The organism is Lysinibacillus sp. CNPSo 3705 (assembly GCF_028674935.1).
Taxonomy (GTDB): Bacteria; Bacillota; Bacilli; order Bacillales_A; family Planococcaceae; genus Lysinibacillus.
In genome coordinates this window covers 1-17,308 of sequence record NZ_JAQZSD010000001.1, presented here as the reverse complement: position 1 = coordinate 17,308, position 17,308 = coordinate 1, and the positions used below count along the sequence as shown (strand labels likewise).

The window sequence follows — 17,308 nt, the reverse complement described above, 5'->3', positions numbered from 1 at the left end:
CTTAATTTATAACAGATACAGGCAAGCTATTCGATATTTTGAACTTGCTCACGCATCTTTTCTAAAATTGTTTTCGCCTGAACTACTGCAACGGCCGCCTCTGTTGACTGATTTTTGGAACCAATCGTATTGATCTCGCGGTGTATTTCCTGCATTAAAAAGTCTAATTTACGACCAACTGAAATCATTTCTTGTAATGTTTCTTCCAGTTGATTAAAGTGACTATCTAATCGATCCAATTCTTCAGTGATGTCCACACGTTCTGCGAATATCGCTACTTCGGCAAGTAGGCGATCTTCTAACAACGCTCCATCCGCCACTTCAGAAATTCGTTCCGATAATCGTGTACGATATTTTTCTACAGCAAGAGATGCACATGAACGAATCTGGTTCACTTGTTCCTTTAACTGTTCTTTATATTGTACAACAACATCATGTAATTCTTGCCCTTCACGCTCACGCATTTGAATGAGCTGTTCAAGTGCTTGTGAAATAGCCTTTTCAACAGCAAAGAGTAAATCCTCAGGTGTAAGCTGTGGCTTTTCTTGTACAAGTGCTTGTTCAAGCGATAATAGCTCTTGCATTGTCCATTTTTCTTCTAGTGGTACTTTACTTGCTAATTGCTCTTTTGCCTTACGATACGCTTCAATTAATGACCAATTAATTTCAATAGATTGCTCGACGTTCTCTAAATCCTTAACATAAACCATCACATCAATCTTGCCACGTGACAAAGCTTGCGAAATTAATTTCTTTGCAAAAATTTCTGCTTCAAGCCATTCTTTCGGGAATTTTGCATTAATTTCTAAAAATCGATGGTTGACCGAGCGCATTTCTACGGTTAATTGAAAGTCTGTTGTTATTGTGACACCTCTGCCAAAACCAGTCATACTACGCACCAAGGTTCGTCACACCTTTCTTTGCATACTGGCATTATTATAACATAAGCTCTGTCATTTATGATGTCTCTCCGCAAAAAATTAGCTCAATTTCGCCTTAGCAAAATTGTAGCTGTCGCTTTGCCTTCGCTACAGAAAACATTTGTTGCTGTCGCTAGGTTGTTAGACAACCAATAAATGAAAATAGAACAAAAGCTAATTCTACCACATTCGAAGCTATATTTTAATATTCACCTAAAAAATGCTATGATAAACATAAGGAAAAACTCATTAGCAAAGCATAGAGATGACATTTGTGAAAATGTATGCCATGTCTAGAAGATGATTAAAGTCAAGAACAGGCGACTCATCGGGGGGAAGCCGATTTCCGTTACGGGCTACTTGCTTTCCTGCGGGCGAGCGTCGAGCCGCTTCCTTCGCTCCGTGTAGGGTCTCGTCTGTCTCGCTTTCCTGCGGAAGTTAAGTAGCCCTTCACTACAATCTGCTAAAAATTGTCACTTATAAGCAAAATATCAACAAAAACCCTTAAATTGCTCAAAACAATATTTTCTAATCAATCAATATTTCTTCACAAATTAATTCAGTTGCAATCTAAATAATTTGAGCAGATAAAAGAGGTAAACAATACACCCTGATCAATTATGCTTCGACATGATTGCGTCTTTTCCGATTTCGTGACATCTGCCAGAGGCTTTAACTTCTTTCAGCGGATGTTTCACAAATGATGTCTATTATGACTTTTCAGCGGAATTTAAGGATGACCTTTTGCTAATACGTATGTCATGCATATAAGTTGATTGGAGTGGAGGCTTGGCGACTCATCGGACTCCCCCAGGAAAGCGCAGAAATCAACCATACGTTATGCCTATGAGTCATAAATAAAGTGCATTTATGCTTCAGCAGAGTGATGAGAATGCACCATTAAAAAATAAATACGAAAGTACCAAGATGCTTATATCTTTGGAAAGAGGAATTCATATGGCATTTGATGGCTTATTTACTTATTCAATGACAGCCGACCTCCAACAATTAGTAACAGGTCGGATCACTAAAATACATCAACCAAACGCTCAGGAAGTTGTGCTACATATCCGTGCGAACGGAAGTAATCATAAATTACTTTATTCGATTCATCCTTCTTACGCACGTGTTCACCTTACTGAGCAATCTATAGAAAATCCAGCAGAGCCCCCTATGTTTTGCATGCTGTTGAGAAAGCATTTAGAGGGTGGTTTTATTTCTTCTATTAAACAGCACGATTTTGATCGAATTATAATAGTAGAAATTGAAAGTAAAAATGAAATAGGCGACCCTATTGTAAGGGAGTTACATGCTGAAATTATGGGCCGTCATAGTAATCTGTTATTAATAGATAAAGAACAGGGAAAAATAGTCGATAGCTTAAAGCATTTGCCACCTTCCGTGAATAGTTTCCGTACAATTTTACCTGGTCAGCCTTATATCGCACCGCCCGCGCAGAATAAATGGCACCCTCTAGCAGTAACGGACGAACAGCTTACACTGTTTTTCTCTGAACCAAAAACAGCTAAGGAAGTAGTTTCGCAATTTATTGGTTTCTCGCCTATACATGCTGAGGAATTATTATTCCGATTAATAGACACAGATGATCGTGTAAATTGCTTTAAACATTTTATAGCTTCCTTTAATAATGGCGGAACAAAGCCGATGTATGTAAACGCAAATAATAAAACGTACTTCTCACCAATCGCGCTAACACATTTGCAAGGAGATGTAACGATTTATCCAAATGTCCATGAGCTACTTGACCGTGTATTCTTTGCTCGAGCTGAGCGTGATCGTGTCAAACAGCAGGCTGGTGATTTAGAGCGATGGCTACAAAATGAAATTGACAAACTTATGTTAAAAACTAAAAAGTTGAATAAAGACTACGAACGCGCATCTAAGCTAGATCAGTTCCAATTATATGGAGAATTACTGATGGCAAATATTTATTTGTTTGAAAAAGGTGAAAAGGAAGTAACTGTCACTAACTATTATAGTGACAACGGAGATGAAAAAATCACCATTCCAGTGAGTGAACGTAAAACACCTGTTGAAAATGCTCAAAGCTATTACACAAAATACACAAAAGCAAAAAATGCCCTTATTATGGTTCAAGAACAATTAGAAAAAACGAAAGAGGAAATTGCCTATTTCGAAATGCTTGCTCAGCAAGTACAACAAGCTGCTCCCGGAGATATTGAAGAAATTCGTGAAGAATTAGCAGAACAAGGTTATTTGAAATTACGTCATGCACGAAAAAAGAAAAAACAAGCGAAGCCTGAACCTGAACGTTACGTCTCGTCAACAGGTGTAGCGATTTCGGTTGGTAAAAATAACAAACAAAATGATATGCTTACATTTAAAATTGCTAAACGCACGGATATTTGGTTGCATACGAAGGATATTCCAGGCTCACATGTTGTCATCCATACAAGTGAACCTGACGAAACGACATTACGAGAAGCTGCAACACTTGCTGCCTATTTTTCAAAAGCAAGAAACTCTTCCTCTGTTCCAGTAGATTACACAGAAATACGTCAGGTAAAAAAGCCAAATGGCGCTAAACCTGGGTTTGTTATTTACTTTGAACAAAAGACTGTATACATCGATCCAGATGAAGCTGTCATTTTACAACTAAAAAAACGGTCCTAAAGATTGAAGCTGGGACATAACTGCTTAAAACCTAAAAAGCGCGAGAAATCCATTTTAGAAATGTTGATTTCTCGCGCTTTACTAATGTTATTTTTCATTGTACCTTCCTAGCCTCTCAAACTGTAGACAAACTCTTGAATTATTAGATTTATTCGTAATTCAGTATGTTGTGGAGATACGTCTCGTTATCTCTATGGTGAGCTTATCATAGAGATGAAAAGCTGCCTCGGCATAATTGATTCATTTAAGCAGAGCATTTCTTTCATCGAAAGCGTACGTGCAACGCTACCATAGTTAGGAGACTACCCTCATATACGGGCTAATAATCCTTCACACGCCTAAGAAAACGTTAGCCTTTAACGACCGTTAATCGCAACTTAACTGTTTATTTTCAGGAAGACTACCATTTAGTTATTGATATATGGTAAAATAGACCATGCAAAGATGCGCAGTATATTTCTGCTCTTTAAGTTCTAGCTACATAACGGATAGTAACTTTATGTAGGAGCTTTCCTCCTAAGCAAGACAATTGAATTTCTCCATAAAACAACATCAAAAATAAACGTGTTTTTCCATTTATTGCATGCAAAATCCTACATTTATATAATTAATTCTATGCATTGTTTTTATACAGCATTGTATATTCAAGTAATGTGTAAATTATTTCAAAAAAACATATTTTACTAAATACCCGATATTTATTCTTTAAGAGAGGCACATTTTACTCTAATTTTTCTTTCTTCTCTTTTATACTGGTTAATCTTAGATAAATACAAAACAAGTTTCTTATATATCATTAATAGATAAAAATATTCATTCTTCGAGAAAATAAATTACAAAAAATACGTTTTTAGGAATCTAAATCACTCTTTTTTACAATGATTTTCTACAAATCTACACAAATATCTTAAATATCACACGCATGACTTTAGACTCATTTTTTAAATAACAATAGTGTTATCTGAACAATAAGAATTTTCGATATAGTATGTCACTTTTTTATTTTTATTCTATTTTTGATGTATTAACCAAATAAATATCATATTTTTATCATGTAAGCGCTTTCCTGATTTAAAGTGATGAATCAGAAAAAGTTATTATCTTCAAAAATGTCAGATAATACTATATAAATTCGAATATTTTTTATTTTGTACACAATGATTTTTTTGGTATATTAAATAAGAGCTTCATAGAAGGCTTAAAATTGTATAAGGGGGATTTACATGAATAAAAACAAAAAGTTTTTATTATTAACTGTCCTTGCAGTATTCTCATTAGTACTGGCTGCATGTGGCTTCGGTGGTGAAAAGTCTGATAATTCTTCATCTTCAGACGGCAGTAAAGATTCTGGTTCAAAAGCTAAAGAGATTAACTTAGCAATCGCTTCAGAACCACCATCTTTAAACCCAGGACTTGCAGAAGATACTACATCTAGTGCAATCTTAATTAATGTTTTTGAGGGTCTAACTGTGTCAGACGCTGAAGGTAAGCCTACTCCAGGTATGGCTGAAAAGTGGGAAATCAGTCCTGATAAAAAGACTTACACTTTCCATTTACGTGATGCAAAATGGTCAAATGGCGATACAGTTGTAGCTGGCGACTTTGAATATGCTTGGAAATGGGCATTAAATCCAGATAACCTTTCTGCGTATTCTTCTATTTTCTACCCAATTAAAGGGGCTCAAGCTTACCACCAAAATGGCGGTTCTGCTGATGACGTTGGTATCAAAGCTGAAGATGACAAAACTTTAGTCGTAACTTTAGAAAACCCAACTCCGTATTTCCTAGAATTAACAGGATTCAAAACTTATTTACCAGTTAACAAAAAAGTGACTGAAGCTAATAAACAATGGTACGCAGACGCAGGTGAAAATTACGTAACAAATGGTCCTTATAAATTAAGCGATTGGCAACATGACGCTTCTATCACTCTTACAAAATTTGAAGATTATTGGGATGCTTCAAATGTTGATGTTGATACTGTAAATATTGCTATGATTGAAAAAGAACCAACTGTTGCTACTAACTTTAAATCTGGCTCACTTGACTATATTGGTGCACCATTCCAAACAGTAGATCTTAATGCAATTGATGGCTTCAAAAAAGATGGTTCTTTAAGAATCAAGGACCAAGCAAGTATTTATTGGTATAAATTCAATACAAAAGACAAAATTATGAACAATGCAAATATCCGTAAAGCTCTTGCTCTAGCAATCGATCGTCAAAAATTAATTGACAACGTAACTAAAGGTGAACAAAAACCGGCTACAGGTATGATTCCGGTAGCAGTTCCTAACTTTACAAAAGACCGTGGTTACTTCAAAGATAATGATGTTGCTGCAGCAAAAGCTGCTCTTGAAGCAGGGATGAAAGAACTTGGTATTAAAGACGCTAAAGATATTAAAGTGAATATTTCATTCAACACTTCTGAAGCGCATGCAGCAATCGCTCAATATATTCAAGAAGAATGGAGCAAAAAACTTGGTATTTCATCTCAGTTAGATAACTCAGAATGGCAAGTTTATATTGACAAATTAAAAACTGGTGACTATCAAATTGGTCGTATGGGCTGGGTAGCTGATTATCTTGATCCATATACATTCCTTGAACAGTTCGATACAGCTAAAAATGGTAACAACCAAACAGGCTGGGAAAATGCTGAGTACAAAAAATTATTGGACAAAGCAGTTGCTGAGGTTGACGAAGCTAAACGTCTTGATTATTTAAAACAAGCCGAAGCAATTATTATGACAGAATTCCCAGTTGCACCTATTTACTACTACACTAACTTGTCAGTAGTTAAAAAAGGTATTGAAAACTTAGATCCAAATCCAACTGGTGATATTCACCTTAAATACGTAAAGATTAAATAATAATTTCTTTTAAGCTCTAAGCGGAGAGCTGCCTCGTAGCCACTGCGGCGCGAGTCAGCTCTTTTTAAAATACGAAGGCACTTATTTGTCAGAAAATTGACAAATAGAAGGAGGAGTTTTATGTGATTAAATATATTTTGAAAAGGCTGATGTATATACTTCTCGCGCTTTTCGTCATCGTAACGGCTACGTTTTTCCTATTGCGTCTTGCTCCTGGTAACCCATTTGCATCTGAACGTAATTTACCTCCTCAAATAGAGGCAAAGTTAAACGAAACGTATGGATTAAATAACCCTTGGTATATTCAGTACAAAGATTATTTAATCGATGCGGCCACTTTTAATTTCGGTGAATCTATGAAATATAAAGCGCGTTCTACAAATGATATGATTGCAGAAGGCTTCCCTGTATCATTAACTTTAGGAATTGAAGCGATGCTGCTAGCAATTGGATTTGGTGTATTAATCGGTGTAATTGCTGCGCTTTATCATAATAGGTGGCCAGATTATTTGGCAACGACCTTTGCGGTGCTCGGAATTTCCGTTCCATCTTTTATATTAGCTGGACTTATGCAGTATTTCCTTGCATACAAGCTCCAATTATTCCCAATAAGTGGGTGGAAAGGCTTTGCTTATAGTATATTGCCAGCCTTAGCTATTGCATTATCGCATATGGGCTTTATTGCTAAACTAGTACGTTCAAGTATGCTCGATCAAAATAATAGTGATTACGTAAAAATGGCTCGTGCAAAAGGTATAGGTAAATGGACAATCGTCTTCCGCCATACTTTACGAAACGCCCTCTTACCAGTCGTTACTTATTTAGGTCCATTAACAGCTGCTGTTGTTACAGGTAGCTTCATTGTAGAGTCAATTTTTGCGGTTCCTGGATTAGGTAAGCACTTTGTGCAAAGTATTACGAACCGTGATTATACTGTTATTATGGGGACAACCGTGTTCTACGCAATCATTCTTTTATTTGCGGTATTCATCGTAGATATTTTATATAGCGTGATCGATCCGCGAATTAGACTGAAAGGAGCGAAAAAGTAATGACACAGCAACAAATCGAAAAAGATAAGTTTAAAATTGTTGGCGGAAATCATGAAGCAACTGAAAAATTAACTGATAAATCTGTCTCTTTTTGGAAGGAAGTATTTATCCGTTTTTCCCATAATAAAATGGCCATTTTTGGCTTAATTGCTTTAATAATTATTGTTTTAATGGCTACCTTTGTACCAATGTTTTCACAATACCACTATAGCGATCAATTAGGTTCTTTTAATGCCCCACCATCATCAGAATTTTGGTTTGGTACAGATGATTTGGGTCGAGATATTTTCGTTCGCATATGGGCTGGCGCTCGTATTTCTTTATTCATCGGGTTTGCTGCGGCAATCATAGACTTGATCATTGGTGTATTATGGGGAAGTATTTCTGGTTTAGCAGGCGGTCGTGTTGACAATATTATGATGCGTATTGCCGATGTTTTAACAGCAGTACCTTACCTTTTAGTAGTAATCGTACTTTTAGTAGTATTAGAACAAGGTATTTTTCCAATGATTATTGCATTATCCATTACAGGTTGGATCAATATGGCCCGTATTGTACGTGGTGAAGTATTATCTATTAAAAATCAAGAGTATGTTTTAGCGGCTCGTACATTGGGCGCAAGAACAGGACATTTAATTATCAAACATTTAGTGCCAAATGCACTTGGTGCAATTTTAGTATCCATGACATTAACAGTGCCAACTGCTATTTTTACTGAGTCTTTCCTTAGTTATTTAGGACTTGGGGTTCCTGCCCCACAAGCCTCTTGGGGAACAATGGCATCTGATGGAAATGGCGCGATTGCCAATGCTCCTTGGCGTTTAATATTCCCTGCACTGTTCATTTCACTAACAATCTTTGCGTTTAACGCAGTTGGTGACGGCTTACGTGATGCATTAGATCCAAAACTACGTAAATAAGGAGGTGGCCGAATATGAGTAAAACAATTTTAGAAGTAAAAGATTTAAAAATAAACTTTAAAACGTATGCAGGACTAGTTCACGCTGTTCGTGGTGTAAACTTTGACTTAAAAGAAGGTGAAACACTAGCAATCGTTGGTGAATCCGGTTCTGGTAAGAGTGTTACGAGTAACGCATTAATGAAACTAATTCCACAGCCACCTGGTATTTATGAGTCAGGACAAATTTTATTTAACGGTCGTGATTTAGTGCCTTTAAGTGATAAGGAAATGTCAAAAATACGCGGAAATGAAATTGCAATGATTTTCCAAGATCCAATGACAAGCTTAAACCCGACGATGAAGGTCGGACGTCAAATAACTGAAGTTATTTTACAACATAAAAAAGTATCAAAAGCTGATGCTAAAAAACGTGCAATCGAACTTTTAACGCAGGTAGGTATCCCCTTCCCTGAAAAACGTTATAACCAATACCCGCATGAATTTTCAGGCGGTATGCGTCAACGTGTTGTTATTGCCATCGCACTCGCAGCTGATCCTAAGCTTCTAATTGCCGATGAACCAACAACAGCTTTAGACGTTACCATTCAAGCGCAAATTTTAGAGCTAATGAAAGAAATCCAAAAAAATTCGAAAACATCGATCATTTTCATTACCCACGATTTAGGGGTCGTGGCGAACATTGCCGACCGAGTTGCAGTTATGTATGCAGGTCAAATCGTTGAATATGGTACTGTTAATGATATTTTCTATAATCCTAAGCATCCATATACATGGGGTCTGCTTGGTTCAATGCCAGACTTAGATAACGATACGGATGAGCTATTACGCACGATTCCTGGTTCACCACCAGATCTTACGAACCCTCCAAAGGGCGATGCGTTTGCCGCTCGTAACGAGTTTGCAATGGCTATTGACTACGAGCAAGAGCCTCCGATGTTCCAAGTAAGTGAAACGCACTTTGCAAAAACTTGGTTGATGCATCCTGATGCACCAAAAATTCCGCTTCCAGATGAGGTTGCTAAACGTATTGAAGGATATTTAGCAAAGGAGGCACAATCAAATGACTAAATCGGGCGCAAAAAAAGTTCTTGAAATTAAAAATTTAAAGCAGCATTTCGGTTCAGCAAGTAACCCTATTAAAGCAGTTGACGGTATTAGCTTCGATGTCTACGAAGGTGAAACACTCGGTCTTGTAGGAGAATCAGGCTGTGGTAAATCAACAACTGGTCGTTCCATTATTCGCCTGTACGACATTACAGATGGGGAAATTATTTTCGATGGCGAGAACGTCCATGGGACAAAATCTAAAAATGACTTAAAGAAATTTAATCGTCAAATGCAAATGATTTTCCAGGATCCATACGCTTCATTAAATCCTCGTATGACAGCCGGAGAAATCATTAGTGAAGGCTTTACAATTCACGGTCTATACAAGGATAAAAAAGAGCGTCGTGAAAAAGTAAATCAACTGCTAGAGGCTGTTGGCTTAAACAAAGAGCACGCAAACCGTTATGCTCACGAATTCTCTGGCGGTCAGCGTCAACGTATTGGAATTGCTCGTGCGCTAAGCTTAGATCCTAAGTTTATTATCGCCGATGAACCGATTTCTGCACTTGACGTGTCAATTCAAGCACAAGTTGTAAACTTATTAAAACAACTGCAAAAAGAACGTGGATTAACATATCTTTTCATTGCCCATGACTTATCAATGGTTAAGTATATCAGTGACCGTATCGCTGTTATGTACCGCGGTAAAATCATGGAAATCGGTAAAGCAGATGATATATACAATCACCCTGTTCATCCGTACACAAAATCATTATTATCTGCGATCCCACTTCCTGACCCAATGTCAGAAAAACGCCGTCAACGTATAGCGTACAAGCATACAGAGGTTGACGATAGCGCAACATATCACGAAGTTGGCGATCAGCATTACGTTTATGGTACTGCAGACCTTGTGAAAACTTGGATTGCTGATCGATAAAAACTTATAAATCCATCCATTATTTATTACTGGATGGATTTTCATCTTTTTTTATTCGCCATTCATGTAAATAAAAATTTAACACCTTTAAAAGTGAGAATTTATTACTTTTAAAGGTGCTTTTATTTTCTAAATCAAGCTTGTCTATTACCTTCTTGATTTTGGATTCAAAGCGTCTTTTAATCCTTCTCCAATAAAGTTGATAGACAAAATAACTAGCGTGATAGCCGTTGCAGGTGGTACCCACATCCAAAGCTTATCCTTTAGTACATCTGAGTTTCTAGCCTCAAATAGCATATTGCCCCAGCTAGGTGTATCAGCCGGAACCCCAAGGCCTAAAAAACTTAAACTAGATTCTGCAACAATTGTTACCGCCATCAATAATGTTGCCTGTACAATAATCGTCGATGCAACGTTAGGCAATAAGTGCTTAATGATTATTTTTGATGGTTTACAACCAATTGACTGAGCAGCTAATATATACTCATTTTCCTTTTCAGTTAAAACCCTACTTCGTACTATCCTTGCAACGCTTCCCCACATTAAAAGTGATATAACAATTATTAATGTCCATAGACCGGATATTTTTCCTGAAAGTATAGTATTTAAAACAATACAGAAAACTAAAAATGGAAACATTAATACGAAATCAGTAAATCGCATTAACATTTGATCTATTTTCCCTCCAAAATACCCTGAAATAGCGCCAACAGCTGTTCCAATCAATACAATAAAAATCATACAGCCTAATCCAACGGTTAAAGATGATCTACCGGCGTAGAGCATTCTAGTAAAAACATCTCGTCCATTCGTATCTGTTCCTAACCAATGCTCGCTTGATGGAGGTAGACTAATTTTCATAAAGTCGACACGTACAATATCTTTTGTTGTAATATAAGGAGCTAAAAACGATACAACGATAACGATTAGTAAAAAAATTAGACTAATCATCGCTAATTTATTTTTAACAAACTTTCGTCTCGCTATTACCCATGGCGAGGGGCTTTTTTTCGGTGTCTTTGGCGATAAAACTTCTTGATCAGTTACCAATGTCATATTTTCCCCTCCTTAATCTAGTCTAATACGCGGATCTACAACACCATATAATATATCCGCTACCAAATTTCCAAAAAGTGTTAAAAACGAAAGTAACATTGTTATCGACATCATGACCGCATAATCTCTACGTCCAACAGATTCTAAGAAGAGTGCGCCTATCCCCGGATAAGTAAAGATGGTTTCTGTTATTACCGCACCACTAATTAATGTGGCAATATCAAAACCTAGATACGTAATTATTGGAATAATAGAATTCCGTAAAATATGTTTGTTATATATTTTCGACTCTTTTGTTCCCTTTGCTCTCGCTGTTCTTACAAAATCTTTCCTACTATTTTCAATAATGTCATTTCGTAAAAATTGTGTATAGGACGCCGTTCCCATTAATCCTAAAATAAGTGCAGGTAACAAAACATGGTGCATCCTACTCATGTAGTACGCCCAAGTTCCTTCCCCTATGCCTACACCTACGGAACCATTGAAAGGAAACCATCCTAGCTTAAAGGAAAAGAAATAAATAGCAACAATCCCTGCAACAAACGATGGAATGGCTAAAGCTAAATAATTATAAGTTGCAATTAAATTATCACCGAGTGTATAAGGTTTTCTTCCTGCATACATTCCCATAAGAAATGCAAAAAAGTACGTAAAAACTAATGATGTTAACGCTAAAAATATTGTATTTGGTATTCGCTGAGCAATAATCTCTGCAGCCGGTTTTTTATAAACTGTAGATTTCCCGAAATCCCCTTGTATAAATTTACCGACCCATCTACCATATTGCACGATAATCGGGTCATTATAGCCTAATTTTTCTCTCATTTCTTCAATGTATTGTGGATTCGTATTAGAAGGATTGATTTCACCAGCAAATGGATCTCCTGGCATCATTTTCGCTAAAAAGAACACCACCACAGAAATAAGGAGTAACAATGGAATCATGCCAAGAAATCTTCGAAGTGTGTATTGAAGCATGTGACGTCTCCTTATCTAGAAATTTACTAACTAGGCCCAATCTATGAAGTAGGCCTAGTTAGTAGGCTTAATATTTTACAATTTATTCCTCAACATACCATTTGTAGACATCTGTTTGGAAACCAACAGCATTAATATGAACACCTTGTAGTCGATTATTAATGCCATATAAATCTAAGCCTTCCCATAATGGTAGGGCTGGTAATTCTTCATTGAAGTATTTTTGCCATTCCACATAAATTTGCTTACGCTTATCTTTGTCAAATGCTTCTTCACCTAAGCCTTGATCTAATAATTTTTGGTTTTTAGCATCTACATAGCGACCGAAGTTCCATTCTGCATCGTTCCCCCATAACCCAGATGGGTCAGGATCTGCACCTGTACTCCAAGTACCGAAGAATGCTTCTAATGCAGCATCATCATTTTTTTTCATTTCATTATATAAGTTAAACTCGATTAAAGTACCAGTTGCTTGCTCAGTTTTCACTCCGATATCATTCCAAGCTTGAATAATCGCTTGAGAGCGACCTTCAAAGGCAGCAGGACCAGCATAGTGACCAAATAAAATTTTAAATGGCTTCCCTTTAGGATCTTCTACAAAGCCATCTCCATTAATATCTACATAACCCGCAGACTTAAGAAGCTCTTTAGCCTTTTCTGGATTGTGTGCATATTGATTTAAGTCAGATTCCTCTGCAGCAGTCCAGAAGGCACGTGGAACCACAGTATTCGCAACTTTAGCTTTTCCTTCTAAGAAAGCATCGATCATTGCTGGACGGTTAATTGCGTATAATAGTGCTTGGCGCAATTCTTTTGATTTAAACTTATCAAAATCTGCTACATTTTTAAGAGTAGCTTTATCACGATGACCAAAACGAAGACCGATATACGAGTAAGTTACACCATTCGTTTCTTCAATACGCACATTTTTCAATGCTGACAATTCTTTCACAGCTTGTGGTCTAATATCCATAATGTCAATTTCTCCGTTTTGGAACGCACCAGCTGCCAATGATGGGTCAATTACTTTTACAATCACCCCATCAAGCTGCGGCTTGCCCTTCCAGTAATCATCAAAACGCTCTAATTCAGAATATTCACCGTCTACAACCTTTTTCACTTTAAACGGTCCTACGCCAACAGGATTTTCACGAACTTGTTTCGACTCGCTTAAATCTTTAACAGCAATACCTTCATAATGTTTCTTTGGCATTGGATAAGACCAAAGATTTTCTAAATTATTTACTTTCACTTTGTCAAAAGTAATTTTCACAGTATATGGATCAACGACTTCGATCCCTTCGATTTTGTCAGCTTTCCCTGCTTTTTTTGCTTTTGCCCCTTTAATATTTTCAACATAATTGAATCGTGGGCCATCGTAATCCTTATTAGCTATTGTCTCTAATGCAAATACCCAGTCATCACCTGTTAACTCTTCACCATTGTGCCATTTTACACCTTTCTTAAAGGAAAACGTATAGGTTAATTTATCCTCACTAATTTCCCAAGTTGCTAAATTAGGAACATATTCTAAGTCATCATTTACATCATAAATACCATCCATTGTGAAATTTTGAATATAACTATCTACAATACTTCCATTAAATGCTGGATCAAATACACCTTCAGGCGCTTGGTCAGTACCGAAAGTTACTACATTATTTTTTGCTGTTTCACTAGTCTTTGTGGAATCACCTTTATCTTTTTCCTTATCTTTGCCAGTTGTCGAGTTGTCGTTGTTACACGCTGCTAAAAACAAAGCTGTTACTAGCATTAGCATGAAAGCCCATAATGCTGATTTTTTCATTGTTTATCCCCCCGTGAATTTTATTTTGAAAATAATTAACACACGATTTTCTTATAATTTTTTAATATAAATGGCATGCAACTCTATGCCCCCGCTTCACCTCCTTTAAGGTTGGTTTAGATAATGAACACTCTGCCATTGCTTTTGGACAACGTGGATGGAAAGGGCACCCCTTAGGAGGATTAGCCGGACTAGGGATATCCCCCTCTAATACGATACGGCTACTCTTTTTCCTTGGATCAGGTACCGGGATGGCAGATATTAACGCTTGTGTATACGGATGCAGTGGTTCATCATAAATATGTTCTTTATCTGCAATTTCCACAATATTTCCTAAATACATAACACCGATTCGATCACTCATATGTTTTACAACACTTAAATCATGGGCAATAAATAAAAATGTTAAGTCAAACTCATCCTGTAACTCTTTTAGCAAATTAAGCACCTGAGATTGTACAGAGACATCTAATGCTGAAACTGGTTCATCCGCTATAATTAGTTTTGGTTTAAGTGCAAGTGCTCTAGCAATACCAATCCGTTGACGCTGTCCTCCCGAAAATTCATGTGCATATTTGTAATATGCATCTTCGGGTAAGCCAACTTTTTGTAAAAGCTCCATCACTTCATTTTTTAATGATTTAAGTGGTTTTTTATGATAATTCATAATTGGTTCAGCTATGATACTACCTACCATTTGCATAGGATTTAATGATGCATAAGGATCTTGAAACACCATTTGGATATCTTTCCTTATTTCTCTTAATGATTTCCCTTGCAATTTTGTAATATCATGACCATTAAAAATAACTTTTCCTTCGGTTGCGTCTAACAATCTTAAAATAGTACGACCTGTTGTTGACTTTCCACAGCCAGATTCGCCTACTAACCCTAATGTTTCACCATTTTTTATGGAAAAAGAAATATTATCTACCGCTTTAACATGTCCAATCGTATGCTTGAATAATCCACCTTTAATCGGGTAATAGGTTTTTAAATTAATTAGTTCCAATAAATTTTCTTTATTATTTGTAGCTTGATTCATATTGTGTGCTCACACCCTTTCTAGAATTACAGCCTTCAAAAAGTAAACAAGAGACTTCATGATTATCATCTACGAAAGTAAGTTGTGGCGTAACATTACTACATTCAGGCATCGCCGATGGACATCTATCAACAAAACGACAACCTACTTGAGGCATGTTTTTTAAAGACGGTACAATACCTTTAATAGTAGCTAACTCATTTACTTCTGTATCTATTCTCGGGATCGATGCCATTAAGAGTTTCGTATATGGGTGTTTGGGTTTGTAAAACAAGTTATCAACAGTTGTTCGTTCTACGATCTTTCCAGCATACATAATAATTACTTCATCACATATTTCCGCAACTACACCTAAATCGTGAGTGATCAGTACGATAGACATGTTATTTTTACCCTGAATACTTTTCAATAAATCTAGTATTTGGGCCTGCACTGTTACATCCAGTGCAGTAGTTGGTTCATCCGCTATTAAAAGCCTAGGCTGACAAGCAATAGCGATAGCAATCATTACTCTTTGCCTCATACCCCCTGACAATTGATGAGGGTATTCATTCACAATTTTTTCAGCTCTTGGAATGCCAACCTGTTTTAATAAATCAATCGCCTTACTTCTAGCCTCAGCCTTAGACATTTTACTATGATTAAGCATAATCTCTTCAATTTGTGAGCCTATCGTAAAAACAGGATTTAAAGATGTCATAGGCTCCTGGAAAATCATACTAATATCATTTCCTCTAATTTTATTCATCTCGTCGTTCGAATAATTCTCTATGTTTTTCCCATGGAATCTTATTTCACCTCCAGTGATTTTACCAACTCCTTTTGGAAGTAATTGCATAATAGAAAGAGACATTACACTTTTTCCACAGCCTGATTCACCAACTACTCCAACGATCTGACCAGATTTAACTGAAAATGAAACATCATCAACAGCATGATATAGCTCTCCGTCTATATCAAAACCAGCTTTAAGGTTTTTTACTTCTAACATTAAGCTCATTTTTACATCACACCTTTTAAGAGTTTTTACTTAACTACTGTTGCAATGTAGTAAGTTAGATACCGCGTGTTAAGCACTATCTTTTTTACATAAATTCCTTTTAAAAATTCTTCGACTTTGTACTTAGACCTGTATGAGTGCGACACGATGCAGATCCTTTCGGTAATACCACAGCGAATTCTAAAGCTGACGCTACAGAAAACGTTTGCTAAAAGAAGTTGAATTAATAGCCCGAAAAAATTAGATAAACTTATTTCAAAATCATTTCAATTTAAAAATCATCACAATAAAAGAATATTAATCTCTTCCTTATAAAGAATTTTAAGGTAAGTCTCAAATGAAATAATATTCTGATAATTAAGTGTATTATCATTTTAGCTAGAAATAACATGGTTAATCAAGTAATTTTTTACATTTCTTATATTCTTATATACAAATTAATCCATACAACTATTCCAATTTTGCTCAATAAATTTGTATTTTTCTTCAATAAGTATTTTGTTGACTTCCCACTTTATTGGTTTAAAGCATTACTTTTTTATTATTACAATATAGAAAATATCATTTATCTCCTATACTTTCCCTCATAAATTCTACATTTATTCGGATTCGTTTTTTTTTAGATGAATTTTAGCTGTCACCATAACGTGAGGTTGATTTCCATTCTGAGTGGGCACTTTCTTTGAGGATGTCCGATTGCGCTACAGAGTCTCCACTTCGACGCAGAACTCTTCCTATGTTTTACCATTTTTATATCTTTTCGGATTATCACCAAAACGTGTGGTTGATTTCCGTTCCGACTGGGCGCTTTGTTGCTGTCGCTTCGCTTTCGCACAGAAAAAACATTGTAGCTGCCGCTTCGCTTTCGCTACAGAAAACATTTGCCGCTGACGCTTCGCTTTCGCGCAGAGCAGAGCTTCCTGGGGGCGTCCGATGAGCCGCTTTTGTTGTTGCTGTCGCTACGCTTTCGCACAGTCAAAACATTTGCTGCCGCTACGTTAACACTACGCTTT

The 17,308-nt window shown here is 36.5% G+C and carries 12 protein-coding genes; 6 read left to right on the top strand and 6 right to left on the bottom strand.

Annotated elements, in window-relative coordinates:
• Positions 1–26: 26 nt before the first annotated feature.
• The gene (locus tag PVA17_RS00060) at positions 27–902 is read right to left on the bottom strand and encodes a YicC/YloC family endoribonuclease (protein ID WP_274066580.1); all 876 of its coding nucleotides are present in this window, start codon (positions 900–902) and stop codon (positions 27–29) included.
• 975 nt (positions 903–1,877) lie between these two features.
• Here PVA17_RS00060 and PVA17_RS00055 point away from each other — a divergent pair.
• From PVA17_RS00055 to PVA17_RS00030, 6 genes are all read left to right on the top strand, one after another.
• Positions 1,878–3,575: an Rqc2 family fibronectin-binding protein gene (locus PVA17_RS00055; RefSeq protein WP_274066579.1), complete on the top strand. Its 1,698-nt coding sequence runs from the start codon at positions 1,878–1,880 to the stop codon at positions 3,573–3,575.
• A 1,223-nt stretch (positions 3,576–4,798) separates the two neighbouring features.
• A complete protein-coding gene (locus tag PVA17_RS00050) occupies positions 4,799–6,448 on the top strand; it encodes a peptide ABC transporter substrate-binding protein (protein ID WP_132357487.1) in 1,650 nt (549 codons plus the stop codon).
• Positions 6,449–6,570: 122 nt separating this feature from the next.
• The gene (locus PVA17_RS00045; RefSeq protein WP_132357488.1) at positions 6,571–7,500 is read left to right on the top strand and encodes an ABC transporter permease; all 930 of its coding nucleotides are present in this window, start codon (positions 6,571–6,573) and stop codon (positions 7,498–7,500) included.
• Positions 7,500–8,420 carry an ABC transporter permease gene (locus PVA17_RS00040; protein ID WP_132357489.1) on the top strand — a complete coding sequence of 307 codons (921 nt, stop codon included), beginning with the start codon at positions 7,500–7,502 and terminating at the stop codon, positions 8,418–8,420. Before PVA17_RS00045 ends, PVA17_RS00040 begins: the two co-directional genes overlap by 1 nt.
• Before the next feature lie 14 nt (positions 8,421–8,434).
• On the top strand, positions 8,435–9,490 hold the full coding sequence (locus PVA17_RS00035; protein WP_248718130.1) for an ABC transporter ATP-binding protein: 1,056 nt from the start codon (positions 8,435–8,437) through the stop codon (positions 9,488–9,490).
• Positions 9,483–10,409 (top strand): ABC transporter ATP-binding protein, encoded by a 927-nt coding sequence (locus PVA17_RS00030; RefSeq protein WP_274066578.1) that lies wholly within the window; start codon positions 9,483–9,485, stop codon positions 10,407–10,409. Before PVA17_RS00035 ends, PVA17_RS00030 begins: the two co-directional genes overlap by 8 nt.
• 147 nt (positions 10,410–10,556) lie before the next feature.
• Here PVA17_RS00030 and opp4C read toward each other — a convergent pair whose 3' ends face one another.
• The 5 genes from opp4C to PVA17_RS00005 all read right to left on the bottom strand — a co-directional run bounded on the left by opp4C (position 10,557) and on the right by PVA17_RS00005 (position 16,295).
• Positions 10,557–11,465 (bottom strand): oligopeptide ABC transporter permease, encoded by a 909-nt coding sequence (gene opp4C, locus PVA17_RS00025; RefSeq protein ID WP_132357492.1) that lies wholly within the window; start codon positions 11,463–11,465, stop codon positions 10,557–10,559.
• Positions 11,466–11,477: 12 nt separating this feature from the next.
• Positions 11,478–12,443 carry an oligopeptide ABC transporter permease gene (opp4B, locus tag PVA17_RS00020; RefSeq protein ID WP_274066577.1) on the bottom strand — a complete coding sequence of 322 codons (966 nt, stop codon included), beginning with the start codon at positions 12,441–12,443 and terminating at the stop codon, positions 11,478–11,480.
• Between the two features lie 82 nt (positions 12,444–12,525).
• On the bottom strand, positions 12,526–14,250 hold the full coding sequence (opp4A, locus tag PVA17_RS00015) for an oligopeptide ABC transporter substrate-binding protein (RefSeq protein ID WP_274066576.1): 1,725 nt from the start codon (positions 14,248–14,250) through the stop codon (positions 12,526–12,528).
• Positions 14,251–14,311: 61 nt separating this feature from the next.
• Entirely contained in the window at positions 14,312–15,295 is a 984-nt protein-coding gene (locus tag PVA17_RS00010) for an ABC transporter ATP-binding protein (RefSeq protein WP_132357495.1), read from the bottom strand.
• Positions 15,276–16,295, bottom strand: coding sequence for an ABC transporter ATP-binding protein (locus tag PVA17_RS00005; protein WP_132357496.1), 1,020 nt, complete (start codon positions 16,293–16,295; stop codon positions 15,276–15,278). Before PVA17_RS00005 ends, PVA17_RS00010 begins: the two co-directional genes overlap by 20 nt.
• Positions 16,296–17,308 lie beyond the last annotated feature (1,013 nt).